The organism is Streptomyces sp. NPDC046915, assembly GCF_040644935.1.
In the GTDB taxonomy this organism is placed as follows: Bacteria; Actinomycetota; Actinomycetes; order Streptomycetales; family Streptomycetaceae; genus Streptomyces.
Genome location: NZ_JBEYXB010000013.1, coordinates 167,812 through 182,954 on the forward strand (window position 1 = coordinate 167,812; position 15,143 = coordinate 182,954).

Sequence of the window (15,143 nt, forward strand, 5' to 3'; positions counted from 1 at the left end):
CGGGCCAGAAGCGGGTCCGCTCCAGTCGACGCAGGTCAGCTGTGCAAGATCCTGAGAGTCGATCAATGAGCGGATATCGTCGCCGCCTCCTGGGACGGATAGGGAGGTCGCCCCGCAGGGCTGACGGGCGCCTACGCGGCATCGCCCCTTAGTTTGTCGGTCATGCGGGCAAGCTACAGAACCGCGGGTCGGGTGGCTACCGCGTGTCCGGTGGCCGAAGCCCTGAGCTTGGGAAGCTTGGGTCATCTACGGCCGGTTGCGTGACCTGTGGCGGACTGGCTAGGGCACCTGACCGGCCGGCGACCGGGTCCCCGCCATTCCCCCTGGTTCCCCGCACGACCTGGCACAGTTCTGGCACGACCTGCACAACGTCTGGGCGGCTTCGACGTGCATTCGACAGAAGCCAGTGATTGCTCCGGGACGGGGGCTGGGCTATGTGCGGTGTGCCCGCGGCACCGCTGATGCGGACACTCCGGGCCGGATCTAGACTGACCAACGCATAGAAAGTTCCGAATTAGGGAGATGCGCACCGTGGCTAAACGAGGGAACAAGCGACGTGGCCGTAAGAAGAAGAAGGCCAATCACGGCAAGCGCCCCAACGCCTGAGCCAGACGGCCGAGGGGGCCCATGCCTGCGCCGTCCGAATTGGGGTGAAAGACCGGTATCCCGCAGCGGTGCGGGAGCACGGCAAAGAGCCGGACCGGACGAGACCGAGGCCAGCTCTTGAAGACTGGGCGCCCTTGCAGAGGCGGACGGTTCGAACCTGCGCGCACGGCTCCGGAGGGCCCATCTCCGGGAACGCCGCTGGTCAGCGCCACGTATGCGACCGGCGGGGGCTGCGCGGCCAGGCCGGCTCGCGTGGCCGCCGAGTTCGACCGTGTACCTCTCGAGAGCGACAGAACCCCGCCCCAAGCGCCAACTACTCCAACTGGGATACCAGGGCTCCGGCGTAGATCGAGAAGCTTGCCGCCGCCATCAGTGGTTCAACCTCCGCGTCGTAGACGTTTCCCGGGACGTATGCGCTGATCTCTTCGAGATCAATCCCGGCGCCGCGCGCTTGCGTGTGAAGGAGCCCTGCATCTGCGCTTCTGCCGTCAGGACTGGCCACAGCACCACAGAGCGCGAGAGCGGATGCCGTTACGTTGATGGCCTCCTCCTGGACCCCCCGGATGAGCTGCTTGGCGCCGTCGATGACGCAGTTGTCGAGTACCGTCTCGTAGCCGACTCCGCGGGCCTCCGCCACCACGTGGGCCCATAGCAGCGTTAGGGAGTGGAAGAGGTAGATCATCGCCTCATGCATCAGCAGCGGGGACTTGCCGTCCCGCCGATGTTCCCAATGCCTGTGCCGTTTACGGTCGCTGAGGTGAACACTCATGCGCTGGTAGTGCTCAACGGCAGTCCAGGCCATCGGTCGGTTGCAGTCGGTAGACCCATCACCAGCTGCGGCCAAGATGCGTAGAACCATCCCCCAGGCATGAGGGTCCTCATCCAGATCATGAAGTCGAGGGATCAGGTTCCCCGAGGGCCAGACAGGGTGGACCTGCTGGCACACAATGCAGGTGGCATCGCCGGGGATCGAGAACCCTCTGACGGTCATCGTGATGGGCATGTTGCTTCGTACCACGACTGGACCGGTGACGGGCAGCCGCTGGCAGGGAAGGACTCAACCTATGCCAAGCGCTTAGAAGATGCGGGCACGCCCCAGGACTGCCGTCGCTGCCGTCAGCCTGGTGCGTGGATCTCCTGAAGACCGGTGGTGACCTCAATGTCGACGGCGTCGCGAAGTTTGAGGGCGCCGAAGAAGCCGGAGTATGGCTTGATGCCCCATTGGGACTGCACCACGCTCCCGGCACCCTTGACGCTTCCGTCGTCTAGCTGTCGCACATCCAAGCGGAGCGGACGGGTCTGCCCAACCAGAGTCAGATCTCCCTCAACGGTTGCGCTGTCATCGTGGATCTCCACGCCTGTGGAGGTGAAGGTCGCATATCGGTGCTGATCGACACGCAGCAACTTGTGCATCGTTTGCTGAATCTGTTGCCTGTCGCCGTCGCTGAGCGGCTTGACCCCGCCGGTGCCTTCCAGGATCTTCAGCGCGCCCAGGTCCACGCGTACCGACACCACCGTCGGCTGGGTCGCGGGGTCCGCCGGCACGGTGACGTGGCCTTCCCACTCGGTGGCCTCGATGAGCAGGTCATGTCCAACCCTTGCGGCCACGCCCTGGCGAGTGGTGCGCACCAGCAACCGACCGACCTGCTTGCCAATCGCGTACTCGCCTGCTGCTATGGCCATGATTCCACCCTACGCTCGGCCAGTCGGCCACGACGTCAACCGTCAACGGCTGGAACAGGGGCTGACCACCGCTTTAGGAGTTCGATCCATCGACCAACCTGGAGACTTGACGCTCTCGTTCGCCCTGTGCGCTCGGTCGCTCAAGGCTGCCTGCGTACGCCGTCGTTGATGTCAGCTGGTGATGTCAGGTTGGATGGTGCGATGGAGCGCGTTGAAGCAGAGCTGTTCACTGATGGTGGCAACGACGCTGTGGTCCGCCTGCCTGGCCGGAGGTTCCCGGGGGTGCTGATACAGGGCGACTCCCTTCACATCCTTCGTAGCGATTTGGCCGAGGTGGTGGAGGTGTGCGGGCGTGGCGATCTGGCCGAGGCTCGGGACTCTGTCAGCCTGCTCTTGACAGGCTTCGACGCTCTGCTGACGCGCTACGAGGATGCACTACAGCAGCACGAGATCCCTCGGCCGTACTGAGTGGGGGCTACGGCCACTTCGTCCCCAAGCAACTTGGGGGGACGGCGACCATCGGGCAACGTCGCACCACCGAAGGACGGTCCCGGCAACGCGGCGTAGCAGTGGATCACCTGCCGCGGCGGTCCGAGATCCCAAACTGCTCCGGCAGATGCTGACTACGCACGCGCCCCACGAGTCACACATTGCAATTTTGATGCGCCCGGTTGTGCCCCCTGAAGCGCGCCACTGCGCCCAATGCACCCTGTCTACACTGCCCTGAGCAAAGTTCTCCTCATATTGACATCGGTTGAATCAAGTGAGGTGAGCCTGTGTTCAAGAAGCTCCGCAAAGAGATGATCGACTGGGTGGCCGGAGATGGGGGTCCGGGCATGTACGTCCGCGCTGGCGTCGCTGCGGTCGCCCTGATTGCCCTCGACAAGGCTGTGCCCCTGGGGATCGGCAAGTCGCTTATCGGTGACGTCGACGACGCCCCCGAGGCCGAGGTTAGCTAGGTCTGCGGCAGTCGCAGGTGTGTCGCGAACAGTGAGGGTCAGCAAGAAAGGGCGGGAGTCAGTGGGACTGACTCCCGCTCGCTCATGTCGGCGTCCGCCCAGCTCAGTGCTTGATTTTTGCTGGCCGTGCGGCGAGGGCCCCGGCAACTTGCGCATAGGGCTCCGGGGGCCCCTTGAATGCCTGCCATACGTGCAGGTAAACGCTTCGGCGAGGCAGTTTGGTATGCCCCCAGTCCACGGATAGTCCACGGGGTCTGTGGTGAGTGATGTGCTGCCTCGTCGCGGTGCCGGCCTCGGAAGGCTTCGAGGCAATAGAGGACGCTGCGCGAGGCCCCCATTTTAGTACCAGTCCTGTTCCGCGCTCATTTCCCTATCGTACTCCGCCTTCATTTGCAGTTCCTCATCCACGAGATCGACGCCGGAATCCAGCCAGTTTGCTGTGCGTACCATCGCGTCGTGAAATGTTCCTAAATGGATGCGATCGATTCCTTCCAGAGTTGGAGAACCGTTGGCGCGTATGGGGTATCTGAAGCCTTCGGACGTTGGGTCCAGTCCATGAAGCTGACGGAGCGTTGCTTCAACGTTATCCAGGTCAGTACTTGGTTCGTTAGGGTGGGCTCGCTCCGCGAGCGGCCTAAACACCCGCCACAGCACTTCGATATTGTGAGTGCGCATCACTTCTTGAGATGGTTCATTTAGGAGGTGCTGGAGATCCGTGATCAACCGCTTGAGCGTCAACTCCACATAGTGACGCCAAAGGAAGGCCATTGGGAAGAAAGCAGTGTCAAGCTCGCATGTGTCCTGCGATGCTTGTTGGTGAAGGATTTCAGCAGACCTGCGAAATGCGTGGGCATGTCCATACCAGTCGTCCTTCAGCCAGCCGACGCACGCAATTTGTGACCAATGGCCCTGGTCGGTCAGCAAATCTTGGCCAGGCTGCGGCCAGAGCCATGCTGTGGCGTCATCTGATGCCTCATCTACATTCATGTGACCATCATGGAGGAGTTAACGGTTCAAGCGCTTCCCAATTTGACGGGGGCTCTGCCGGGCGGTATGCGCGGTCCACTCGGCAGCTCCGCGGCCTCGGACCTCGGTGCGGTCTTATGGCGGGCACCTGTTGCGGCTGCTGGTCGGTGATGACGAGGCATCCGTGGCTGTCATGGCTGCCGTTCGCAACGGCGCTCCGGAGAGCGATTGTGTCCTAGCCATCTGTGTGGGTCATGGGTGCCGAGTACCCGCGACCGTGGCTGCTCGTCCACATAGTCAGTGGCAACCGCGACGCGGAGCGGAGATCCAGAGCCGTCCTGGACCAGCGGTGTACCGTGACGTTAGCCAGCTCGCCCTCACCCCATGGCCGCCACGCGGAGTGACTGCTACGGCAGCTCAGCACACCTGCAGCGTGACCGTGCCGGCCGCCGGGGACCAACCGGCCCGCACCTTCCAATGGGGCCGTCAACTCGACGTGCGGCCCGTGAAGGCGTTTGGGGACGGCTCTGACCTCACCGAGCAGGCCGTTGCCTCCTACGTCGCCAAGTACGCGACCAAAGCGGCTGAGAGCACGGGCACCCTCGACCGGCGCATTGGCGAGATGTCCGAACTCGACCGCCACGGCGTGCCCGACCACGCCCGCCGCCTGATCACCGCATGCCGCGACCTCGACGCGCTGTACCCGGATCGTCGCCTGTGGGCCTGGGCTCACATGCTCGGCTTCCACGGGCACTTCTCGTCCAAGTCCCGGCGCTACTCCACCACCCTCGGCGCCCTCCGCCAGGCACGTGCCGACTACCGAGCCGCACAGGAACACGCCGTGCTCGGCCTCGACGACCGCGAGCCGGACACCGTCCTCGTCCTCGCTGACTGGCAGTACGCCGGCCACGGCCACACCCCCGGCGAATCCGCCCTCGCCGCATCGATCGCGCGTGGCCTCCAGCTCAACCGCGAGACCGCCCGTGAAGCCCTACGTGACCAACTCAGCCAGGAAGGAGTGTTGACGTGAAAGACGAGCTGATGACCGTTCGGGAGGTCTGCGCAGAACTCAAGGGAATTTCGCGTCGGACCTTCTATCGCTGGCGTGAGTTGGGGGACGCACCCCAGGCGTTCAAGTTGCCCAACGGGGAATTGCGGGTGTGGCGCAGCGACTTCAATGCATGGCTGAATGCCCGAGAGCGGGTCACGGCGTGAAGTCTCTCGACGTGAAGGTGTGGGGTGTCCGGAAGAGGAACACCAAGAAGTCGTCTTATGACGTCAGGTGGACGGTCGCCGGTAACGTGTTCTCCGAACAGTTCCGTACGAAGGGGCTGGCGGACCATTACCGGGCCAAGCTCCTTCGAGCCGCCCGTGACGGCGAAGAGTTTGACACGGGCACGGGTTTGCCTGACTCGATGGTTGTGAAGGCGCCTTCGACTACCTGGTACGCATTCGCTCTGAGGTACCTCGCCATGAAGTGGCCCCACGCTGCGCCGAACACGCGCAACGGGATCAACGAGTCGCTGACGGCCGTCACCGTGTTACTTCTCGATGATCGTCCGGGGCGGCCGTCTGACGATCTGCTCAGGAAGGCACTACGGAATTGGGCTTTCGTCCTGCCGGGTCCTAGTGATCGCGAATTGCCGACCGAAATCGCGAACACGCTGCATTGGGCGGCCAAGGCATCGCGTCCTCTCTCCGACCTCGGTGACGCTGCGATCGGTAGGGCAGTCCTGGACTCGCTCAAACTGAAGCTCGACGGTACGGCGGCAGCTGCGGAAACCGTTCGGCGTAAGCGTCGGACCCTGGTCAACGCGCTGCACTATGCGGTCGACCTTGGAGAATTCAGCGAAAACCCGATCACCGGTATCCGTTGGAAGAAGCCGAAGGTGGCCGGGGAAGTCGATCCCCGAGTGGTGGCCAATCCGGAGCAGGCTCGGGCCCTGCTGACTGCTGTCTCGTATGTCGGTGGCTATGGCCGGGCCCGTGGTCGTCGGCTCGTCGGCCTGTTCGCCTGCATGTACTACGGGGCCTTCCGCCCCGCTGAGGCTGTAGGACTCGCCATAGCGGACCTGAAGCTGCCAGAGATCGGCTGGGGAACAGCCCTGCTGAACCGGACGCGCCCCAGTGTCGGGAAGCAGTGGACGGATTCTGGCGAGACCCACGACCACCGGGGCCTGAAGAACCGGCCGACGGAGGAGGTCCGACTCGTACCGATCCCGCCCCAGCTCGTCACCATCCTTCGTCAGCACCTCGAAACGTTCGGCAGTGCGACGGACGGGCGGTTGTTCACCAACGAACGCGGGGGAGTGGTTGGCTCCTCGACGTACTACCGCGTGTGGCAGGAGGCGCGGGCGCTGGCGCTGCCGCCGGCTGCTGTCGCCTCGCCACTTGCCGCACGTCCGTACGACCTGCGGCATTCGGCGCTGTCGACGTGGCTGAACTCCGGCGTCGACCCGACCGAGGTTGCCGAGCGTGCTGGTAACAGTGTCGAGGTCTTGCTGAGCCGTTACGCGAAGTGCATCGGCGGTCGGCGAGAGATCGCTAACCGCAAGATCGAGGAGCTGTTGCGCGAGTACGAGTGATCACTGCTGTGCCAGGCGTGGGCCCCTCGGGTTCTCCGGGGGGCCTGCGCCTTTCACAACGTCGGCTGTAGATGATCAGTGGCTGTGTTGCCAATGCGCTGCTGGCCCGATCTCGGGGTCGTACCAGTCTGGGAGTTCTTCAGTGGCACGCACCTCAACGCGCATGAGTGCTCGCACGTGTCCTTGTTGCGCGGTGAGTGAGTTCAGGCGAGGGATGACGCGGCTGAGTTTCGCCTGACGAGCGGATGAGTCCGACTCGCCCGCTGCGTCCATCAGGTCCCTGTAGGCGGTCGTGAGCTGGGCGTTCACGCGGCTCTCGATCTTTAGTACTGCGTCGCTTGCCACCAGCTGAGCTTCAGCGCGGGTGTCCCGTTGGGCGCGCCGCGCAGTATTCACTTCCGCTGCTTCTGCGTCGGCTGATCCCGACTTGAGCGCGTAGGCGTACGCCAGCATCGCATCTCTGTAGTAGCGATCGTTGGCGTTCAGTTGAACGTAGCAGTTTCGGAGTTGATCGATCTTCCGCTGATCTTCAGAAGCTCGCTGTTCCGCGATACGGACCTGCTTCTCCCTCTCCGATCTTGCCGATTCGGCACGCTGCGCGAGCACTTGAGTGATCACTGCTGAGGCCAGCGTGCCGAATACGCCAACGCTCGCAACGATCACAGAGAAGGTCCCGCTCGACATCCCCACCCCCTGGGACTTACTGACTTCCCCTGACGATCAGACGGTAGCCAACCCGCCTGCCTGGCTCGGTGCAATCCCTGGCATCGCCGAGGAGGGAGCCGCTGTGTGGCGTTGCCGGCGACCTCCCTGTCGTTGACGTCTGGTACGCGGCCTGTGGACATGTGGGCGGCTGCTCGGTTTGTGCAGCTGACCAGGGCAGACGCCTCAAGATCCTGTCCACGAATAGTCCACAGACCCCGACATAGGGCCGCTCAGCGCTGCATACGCCTGCACATACAAGAAGACCCCGGCCTCAGCGTTTCCGCTGGTGTCGGGGTCTTTGGGCACCTCATACAGGGTGCCCCCGGCAGGATTCGAACCTGCGCACACGGCTCCGGAGGCCGTTGCTCTATCCCCTGAGCTACGGGGGCGTGTCGGTCGGGAGCTGTTTGCTCCTGGCGACGGGTGAAACACTACCAGCTCTGATGGGGTGTCCATGAACGGGTTTCCGGGGGCCGGGAACGGGCGCGTCGCTCGGACGGGGTGGAAGTGGGGAAAACCCGGACGCGGTGGCCGGTCCGGACCTACTCTCGAGTTGTGCCAGGCGCGTCGGGTCGGGTGCTTGTTGTGGACGACAACAAGGTCATCCGGCAGCTGATCAGGGTCAATCTCGAGCTGGAGGGGCTCGAGGTCGTGACCGCGGCCGATGGTGCCGAGTGTCTGGATGTCGTTCATCAGGTGCGGCCCGATGTCGTGACGCTGGACGTCGTCATGCCCCGTCTGGACGGGCTGCGGACCGCCGAGCGGTTGCGGGCCGATCCGCGGACGCATGACCTTCCGCTGGCCATCGTGAGTGCCTGTACGCCGTACGAGGTCGAGGCCGGTCTCGATGCCGGGGTCGACGCCTTCCTCGCCAAGCCCTTCGAGCCCGCCGAGCTCGTGCAGCTCGTCCGGCGGTTGATCGACCGGGGGAGGGCTGACACGGTGGCGGTGGGCGGGGACGCCGAGCCCGGTGATCGGCATCCGCACCACGAGCGGCAGGAGTATCAGGAGCGGTAGGGCAGGGAAAGCGGGCGTGTCCGTATCGCGGGACACCGGCCCAAACCAGCTCGCCTACCCACCCCCCTCCTCCCCTACCCTTGTCCCGTGACCCCCGTCGAGCTCTCCCGCACCGTGTTGCACGCGGTGCGTCGTGCCGTCGATGAAGGGGAGCTGAGTGTCACCGTGCCGGAGCGGGTCGTGGTCACGCCTCCCGGGCCGGGCGGGTGTGGGGACTACGCCACCAACATCGCGCTTCAGCTCGCCCGGCCGGCAGGGCAGCCGCCGCTCCGGGTCGCCGAGATACTGCGGCCGCATCTCGTGAGCGTGGCGGGGGTCGAGGACGTCGTCGTCACCGGGCCGGGGTTTCTCAACATCAGCCTGAGGCCCGACGCCGATCCCACGGCCCACCTCGTACGGGACGTGCGCGAGCGGGGGGCGGCCTACGGGCACAGTGACGTGCTGGCCGGGCAGGTCGTCACCCTGCGCGTGCCGTACGACGTCCGGGCCGAGGTCATCGCCGATGCGGTCGTGCGGATTGTCGCCACCCAAGGGGGACGTGTTGAAGTGGAGCACGGCGAGCCGGTGAATCTGCGGCCCGTGCCCGCCCCGGAGGATCCCGCCCCGCTCGGGCCCGACGCCGCCCAGTGGGCCCTGCTCCATCCCGCCCCGCACGACCGGCCCCGGATCACCGCCGATCATCTGGTCCAGCGTGAGGGCAATCCCCTCTTCCGTGTCCGGTATGCGTATGCCCGTACCCGGGCTCTGACCCGTAATGCCGTGCGTCTCGGCTTCAGCGCAGCACCCGGTGACCCCGACCACACGGACGCCGTCGTGCTCGTCACCGCCCTCGCCGACCACCCCCGCATCCTCGCCGCGGCCGCCACCCACCGTGCCCCGGACCGTCTTGCCCGGCACCTCGTCACCGTCGCCGATGCCGCGCTGCCCTTCCTGCTGACCGTGCTCCCGCGTGGCGAGGAGAAACCCTCGGCCGCCCACCGTGCCCGGCTCGCCCTCGCCGAAGCCGCCGGGACGGTGCTGGCCGGTGGCCTGTCCCTGCTCGGTATCGACGCACCCGACCACCTCTGAAAGAGCTCGCCCAAGATGAGTCGTTCCGCACACCCCGCCGGGCCCCGCCACGCCGACGTTCTTCCCGAGGGGCACTACTCCGCTCCGCCCACCGACCTCAACACCCTCGACGCGAAGGTGTGGGCCCAGACCGTCACCCGGGACGCCGACGGGGTCGTCACCGTCGGCGGTACGGACGTCAAGACCCTTGCCGAGGAGTACGGCACCCCCGCTTACATCCTCGACGAGGCCGACTTCCGGGCCCGCGCGCGTGCCTGGCGTACCGCCTTCGGAGCCGACGCCGACGTGTTCTACGCCGGCAAGGCCTTCCTTTCGCGTGCCGTCGTGCGGTGGCTGCACGAAGAAGGCCTCAACCTCGACGTCTGCTCCGGTGGGGAGCTGGCCACCGCCCTGTCCGCCGGGATGCCCGCCGACCGCATCGCCTTCCATGGCAACAACAAGTCCGAGAGCGAGATCCGGCGGGCCGTCGAGGCGGGGGTGGGGCGTATCGTGCTCGACTCCTTCCAGGAGATCGTCCGTGTCGCCCACATCGCCCAGTCCCTGGGCAAGCGGCAGCGGGTGCAGATCCGTATCACCGTGGGCGTGGAGGCGCACACCCACGAGTTCATCGCCACCGCCCACGAGGACCAGAAGTTCGGGATTCCGCTCGCGGGCGGGCAGGCCGCCGAAGCCGTGCGGCGGGCCCTTCAGCTCGACGGGCTGGAGCTGATCGGGATCCACTCCCACATCGGGTCGCAGATCTTCGACATGTCCGGGTTCGAGGTCGCCGCGCACCGGGTCGTCGGGCTGCTCAAGGACATCCGGGACGAGCACGGCGTGGAATTGCCTGAAATTGACCTCGGTGGCGGCCTGGGTATCGCTTACACCAGTGACGACGATCCCCGCGAGCCGCACGAGATCGCCAAGGCGCTTACCGAGATCGTCACCCGTGAGTGCGAGGCCGCCCGGCTGCGGACGCCTCGTATCTCCGTCGAGCCCGGCCGTGCCATCGTCGGGCCGACCGCCTTCACGCTGTACGAGGTCGGCACCATCAAGCCCCTCGACGGGCTGCGGACGTACGTCTCCGTCGACGGCGGCATGTCCGACAACATCCGCACGGCGCTGTACGACGCCGAGTACAGCGTCGCCCTCGTCTCCCGGACCTCCGACGCCGAGCCGATGCTCGCGCGCGTGGTCGGCAAGCACTGCGAGAGCGGGGACATCGTGGTCAAGGACGCGTTCCTGCCCGCCGACCTGGCACCGGGTGACCTGATCGCGGTCCCGGCGACGGGGGCGTACTGCCGGTCCATGGCCAGCAACTACAACCACGTCCTCCGGCCGCCCGTCGTCGCCGTGAACGACGGCGAGTCCCGGGTGATCGTGCGCCGCGAGACGGAGGAGGACCTCCTGCGGCTCGACGTCGGGTGAGGGCCCGGGAACGACCGGAAACGAAACGAGAGGGCGGGGCCGGAAGATCTACGGTCTTTCCCGCGCCTCGAAATGAAATAGATGTCTCACGATCCGGACATGGGATAGAAAGTCCCGTCCGGTGAGTGAGACTGGTCCAACCGTAGACGGTATGAGGAAACGAGGTCGGATGATGCGTACGCGTCCGCTGAAGGTGGCGCTGCTGGGCTGTGGGGTTGTCGGCTCAGAGGTGGCGCGCATCATGACGACGCACGCCGCCGACCTCGCCGCCCGCATCGGTGCTCCGGTGGAGCTCGCGGGCGTGGCCGTGCGGCGGCCCTCCAGGGTGCGCGAGGGCATCGACCCGGCGCTCGTCACCACCGACGCCACCGCCCTCGTCAAACGCGGCGACCTCGATGTCGTCATCGAGGTCATCGGCGGGATCGAGCCCGCCCGTACGCTCATCACGACCGCCTTCGAGCACGGCGCCTCCGTCGTCTCCGCCAACAAGGCCCTCCTCGCCCAGGACGGCGCCGCCCTGCACGCGGCGGCCGAGGCGAACGACAAGGATCTGTACTACGAGGCCGCCGTCGCCGGTGCCATCCCGCTGATCCGGCCGCTGCGCGAGTCCCTCGCCGGCGACAAGGTCAACCGGGTGCTCGGGATCGTCAACGGGACGACGAACTTCATCCTCGACAAGATGGACTCGACCGGCGCCGGGTATCAGGAGGCGCTCGACGAGGCCACCGCCCTGGGGTACGCGGAGGCCGATCCGACTGCCGACGTCGAAGGGTTCGACGCCGCCGCCAAGGCCGCCATCCTCGCCGGGATCGCCTTCCACACGCGCGTGCGCCTCGACGACGTCTACCGCGAGGGCATGACCGAGGTGACGGCGGCCGACTTCGCCTCCGCCAAGAGGATGGGCTGCACCATCAAGCTGCTCGCCATCTGCGAGCGCTCGAAGGACGGCGCCTCCGTCACCGCGCGCGTGCATCCGGCGATGATCCCGCTGAGCCACCCGCTCGCCTCCGTGCGCGGCGCCTACAACGCCGTGTTCGTCGAGTCGGACGCCTCGGGGCAGCTGATGTTCTACGGTCCCGGCGCCGGCGGCGCGCCCACCGCCTCCGCCGTGCTCGGCGACCTCGTCGCCGTCTGCCGCAACCGGCTCAGCGGCTCCACCGGGCCCGGCGAGTCGGCGTACGCCGCGCTGCCGGTCTCGCCCATGGGCGATGTCGTCACGCGTTACCACATCAGCCTCGACGTCGCCGACAAACCGGGCGTTCTCGCCCAGGTGGCCACGGTGTTCGCCGAGCACGGGGTGTCGATCGATACCGTTCGGCAGCAGGGACGACAGGACGGTGGCGGTGAGGCCTCCCTCGTCGTCGTCACCCATATTGCGTCCGACGCCTCCCTGACCGGGACCGTCGAGGCGCTGCGCAAGCTCGACACCGTGCGGGGTGTCGCCAGCATCATGCGGGTTGAAGGAGAGTAACCAGCAATGACCCACCAGTGGCGCGGAATCATCGAGGAGTACCGGGACCGGCTGCCGGTATCCGACACCACGCCGGTCGTGACGCTCCGCGAGGGCGGCACGCCCCTCGTGCCCGCGCAGGTGCTCTCCGAGCGCACGGGCTGCGAGGTCCACCTGAAGGTGGAGGGCGCGAACCCCACCGGGTCCTTCAAGGACCGCGGCATGACCATGGCCATCAGCAAGGCCAAGGAGGAGGGGGCGAAGGCCGTCATCTGTGCCTCCACGGGCAACACCTCTGCCTCCGCGGCCGCCTACGCGGTGCGCGCCGGGATGGTCTCCGCGGTGCTCGTGCCGCAGGGCAAGATCGCGCTCGGCAAGATGGGCCAGGCCCTCGTCCACGGCGCGAAGATCCTCCAGGTCGACGGCAACTTCGACGACTGCCTCACGCTCGCCCGCGCCCTGAGCGAGAACTACCCTGTGGCGCTGGTCAATTCGGTCAACCCGGTGCGCATCCAGGGGCAGAAGACGGCCGCCTTCGAGATCGTGGACATGCTGGGCGACGCCCCGGACATACACGTCCTGCCGGTCGGCAACGCGGGCAACATCACCGCGTACTGGAAGGGGTACACGGAGTACGCCGCGGACGGCGTCGCCTCCAAGACCCCCCGGATGTGGGGCTTCCAGGCCTCCGGCAGCGCCCCGATCGTGCGCGGCGAGATCGTCAAGGACCCGTCGACCATCGCCACCGCGATCCGCATCGGCAACCCCGCCTCCTGGGAGTACGCACTGGCGGCGAGAGATGAGTCGGGCGGCTTCATCGACGAGGTGACGGACCGTGAAATCCTGCGCGCCTACCGGCTGTTGGCCGCGCAGGAGGGCGTCTTCGTGGAGCCCGCGTCCGCCGCGTCCGTGGCCGGTCTGCTGAAGGCGGCCGAGCAGGGCAAGGTCGACCCGGGGCAGCGGATCGTGTGCACGGTCACCGGCAACGGCCTGAAGGACCCCGACTGGGCCGTCGCGGGCGCCCCGCAGCCGGTCACCGTCCCGGTCGACGCCGCGACGGCCGCCGAGCGGCTCGGCCTCGCCTGAGGGCCTGTGGATCCCGGCTCGGCCTCGCCCGAGAATCCGCGGAGACCTGAGGATCCGCGAAGACCTGAGGATCCGCGGAGACCTGAGGATCCGCGGAGACCCGAGGATCCGCGGAGACCCGAGGATCCGCAGAGACCCGCTCCGGATCCGCCGGAGAACCCGCCCGCACCGGGCAACCCGGCGGCTCCCCGCGGCGTCTGAACCTGGGGACTCCCTGGGAAGGGGGCACAAGGGGCCCACGACACGCATCGTGCGCCTCCTGTGCGCCCTATGTCGCCACAGAACCTTCCTTCGATAGGCTGTAGTCAACCCGCCCACTGCATATGCCCCGCATATGGCAGGATGCCGCGCCGTCTGCGCGGCCGGAGGGCCTTCACGTACCTATCGAATGTCATTCGACCATCACGCAGCTCAAGGAGAGTCATCGAGCGATGGCCGGTCCAGCTTTCCGCGCCGCCGCCGTCCGGGTGCGCGTCCCCGCCACCAGCGCCAACCTCGGCCCGGGCTTCGACGCCCTCGGCCTCGCGCTGGGGCTGTACGACGACGTGGTCGTCCGGGTGGCCGACTCCGGGCTGCACATCGACATCGCGGGGGAGGGCAGCGAGACGCTGCCGCGTGACGAGAGCCATCTCCTCGCACGCTCCCTGCGCACCGCCTTCGACCTGCTCGGCGGCCAGCCGCGCGGCCTCGAGATCGTGTGCGCGAACCGCATTCCGCACGGCCGCGGCCTGGGCTCTTCCTCCGCCGCCATCTGCGCGGGCATCGTCGCCGCCCGGGCGGTGACCATAGGCGGCGAGGCCAAGCTCGACGACACCGCGTTGCTCGAGCTGGCCACCGAGATCGAGGGGCACCCCGACAACGTGGCGGCCTGTCTGCTCGGCGGCTTCACGCTCTCCTGGATGGAGGCCGGCGCCGCGCGGGCGATCAGGATGGAGCCCAAGGATTCCATCGTTCCGGTGGTTTTCGTGCCCGGAAAACCGGTACTGACCGAAACCGCGCGCGGCCTGCTGCCGCGTTCCGTGCCGCATGTCGACGCCGCCGTCAACGCGGGCCGCGCCGCCCTGCTCGTCGAGGCCCTGACCAGGCGCCCCGAGCTGCTGCTGCCCGCCACCGAGGACCGTCTCCACCAGGAGTACCGCGCCCCCGCGATGCCGGAGAGCGCCGCGCTGGTGGAGCGGCTGCGGGCGGACGGGATCCCCGCGGTGATCTCCGGCGCCGGGCCCACCGTCATGGCGCTGACCGACCCGGGAACCGCGGACAAGGTGGAACAGCTGGCGGGGGCCGGCTGGGCCGCCAACCGGCTGAGCCTGGATGCCCAGGGAGCGAGCGTCCTGCCGCTCGCCAACCCCGGTGATATCTAAAAGCGTCCGGTTGCCGGATTTGGAGAGGGGGAATGTTTGTTGGATCCGGTAGTGTTAATCTCAAGTCTGCACCCGACCCCACCATGGCGAGGTGCTTCGTGTCCCCGTCCGGGACAGACATTCTTCCGGGATCCTCCCAAGCCACTCCGTGTTCCGTGCGTCGTACCTGGGCAGCACCTCGTACGCGGGCACTGAGCGGGCCGCTGGGCACGCTCCGGAATTGGTGCTCCCACGCCACGTGACACTGGGT

The 15,143-nt window shown here is 66.8% G+C and carries 14 protein-coding genes, 1 tRNA gene and 1 pseudogene; 11 read left to right on the forward strand and 5 right to left on the reverse strand.

The annotated features are described in order from the left end of the window. Positions 1–919 precede the first annotated feature (919 nt). Both ABZ915_RS30790 and ABZ915_RS30795 read right to left on the reverse strand, forming a co-directional pair. Entirely contained in the window at positions 920–1,609 is a 690-nt protein-coding gene (locus ABZ915_RS30790) for a hypothetical protein (protein WP_361809998.1), read from the reverse strand. A 113-nt stretch (positions 1,610–1,722) separates the two neighbouring features. Further along, the gene (locus ABZ915_RS30795; RefSeq protein ID WP_361810000.1) at positions 1,723–2,289 is read right to left on the reverse strand and encodes a YceI family protein; all 567 of its coding nucleotides are present in this window, start codon (positions 2,287–2,289) and stop codon (positions 1,723–1,725) included. Between the two features lie 201 nt (positions 2,290–2,490). On the opposite strand from ABZ915_RS30795, the gene ABZ915_RS30800 reads away from it, so the two are divergent. Together ABZ915_RS30800 and ABZ915_RS30805 are read left to right on the forward strand one after the other, a co-directional pair. Continuing rightward, on the forward strand, positions 2,491–2,757 hold the full coding sequence (locus ABZ915_RS30800; protein WP_361810002.1) for a hypothetical protein: 267 nt from the start codon (positions 2,491–2,493) through the stop codon (positions 2,755–2,757). Positions 2,758–3,065: 308 nt separating this feature from the next. Further along, complete coding sequence (locus ABZ915_RS30805; RefSeq protein ID WP_361810004.1) at positions 3,066–3,248, forward strand: hypothetical protein; 183 nt, start codon at positions 3,066–3,068, stop codon at positions 3,246–3,248. A 339-nt stretch (positions 3,249–3,587) separates the two neighbouring features. On the opposite strand, the gene ABZ915_RS30810 is transcribed toward ABZ915_RS30805, so the two are convergent. Next, the gene (locus tag ABZ915_RS30810) at positions 3,588–4,235 is read right to left on the reverse strand and encodes a hypothetical protein (RefSeq protein WP_361810006.1); all 648 of its coding nucleotides are present in this window, start codon (positions 4,233–4,235) and stop codon (positions 3,588–3,590) included. Positions 4,236–4,626: 391 nt separating this feature from the next. On the opposite strand from ABZ915_RS30810, the pseudogene repSA reads away from it, so the two are divergent. From repSA to ABZ915_RS30825, 3 genes and pseudogenes are all read left to right on the forward strand, one after another. Further along, positions 4,627–5,244 (forward strand): annotated as a pseudogene (gene repSA, locus ABZ915_RS30815) (replication initiator protein RepSA); the annotation flags it as partial. Between the two features lie 11 nt (positions 5,245–5,255). Next, the gene (locus ABZ915_RS30820; RefSeq protein WP_361810183.1) at positions 5,256–5,429 is read left to right on the forward strand and encodes a helix-turn-helix domain-containing protein; all 174 of its coding nucleotides are present in this window, start codon (positions 5,256–5,258) and stop codon (positions 5,427–5,429) included. Beyond that, positions 5,426–6,799: a tyrosine-type recombinase/integrase gene (locus ABZ915_RS30825; RefSeq protein ID WP_361810008.1), complete on the forward strand. Its 1,374-nt coding sequence runs from the start codon at positions 5,426–5,428 to the stop codon at positions 6,797–6,799. Before ABZ915_RS30820 ends, ABZ915_RS30825 begins: the two co-directional genes overlap by 4 nt. A 75-nt stretch (positions 6,800–6,874) precedes the next feature. On the opposite strand, the gene ABZ915_RS30830 is transcribed toward ABZ915_RS30825, so the two are convergent. Together ABZ915_RS30830 and ABZ915_RS30835 are read right to left on the reverse strand one after the other, a co-directional pair. Further along, positions 6,875–7,483, reverse strand: coding sequence for a hypothetical protein (locus tag ABZ915_RS30830; RefSeq protein WP_361810010.1), 609 nt, complete (start codon positions 7,481–7,483; stop codon positions 6,875–6,877). A gap of 338 nt (positions 7,484–7,821) precedes the next feature. Beyond that, a tRNA-Arg gene (locus ABZ915_RS30835) sits at positions 7,822–7,893 on the reverse strand. A 118-nt stretch (positions 7,894–8,011) separates the two neighbouring features. On the opposite strand from ABZ915_RS30835, the gene ABZ915_RS30840 reads away from it, so the two are divergent. The 6 genes from ABZ915_RS30840 to thrB all read left to right on the forward strand — a co-directional run bounded on the left by ABZ915_RS30840 (position 8,012) and on the right by thrB (position 14,893). Then, complete coding sequence (locus ABZ915_RS30840; protein WP_361810012.1) at positions 8,012–8,521, forward strand: response regulator; 510 nt, start codon at positions 8,012–8,014, stop codon at positions 8,519–8,521. An 87-nt stretch (positions 8,522–8,608) separates the two neighbouring features. Further along, entirely contained in the window at positions 8,609–9,589 is a 981-nt protein-coding gene (nrtL, locus tag ABZ915_RS30845; protein WP_361810014.1) for an ArgS-related anticodon-binding protein NrtL, read from the forward strand. A gap of 15 nt (positions 9,590–9,604) precedes the next feature. Beyond that, positions 9,605–10,996, forward strand: a complete 1,392-nt coding sequence (gene lysA, locus ABZ915_RS30850; protein WP_361810016.1) for a diaminopimelate decarboxylase — start codon at positions 9,605–9,607, stop codon at positions 10,994–10,996. Positions 10,997–11,168: 172 nt separating this feature from the next. Next, complete coding sequence (locus tag ABZ915_RS30855; RefSeq protein WP_361810185.1) at positions 11,169–12,467, forward strand: homoserine dehydrogenase; 1,299 nt, start codon at positions 11,169–11,171, stop codon at positions 12,465–12,467. A gap of 6 nt (positions 12,468–12,473) precedes the next feature. Further along, a complete protein-coding gene (thrC, locus tag ABZ915_RS30860; protein ID WP_361810018.1) occupies positions 12,474–13,532 on the forward strand; it encodes a threonine synthase in 1,059 nt (352 codons plus the stop codon). 431 nt (positions 13,533–13,963) lie between these two features. Further along, positions 13,964–14,893, forward strand: a complete 930-nt coding sequence (gene thrB / locus ABZ915_RS30865) for a homoserine kinase (protein ID WP_361810020.1) — start codon at positions 13,964–13,966, stop codon at positions 14,891–14,893. The last annotated feature ends 250 nt before the right edge of the window (positions 14,894–15,143 follow it).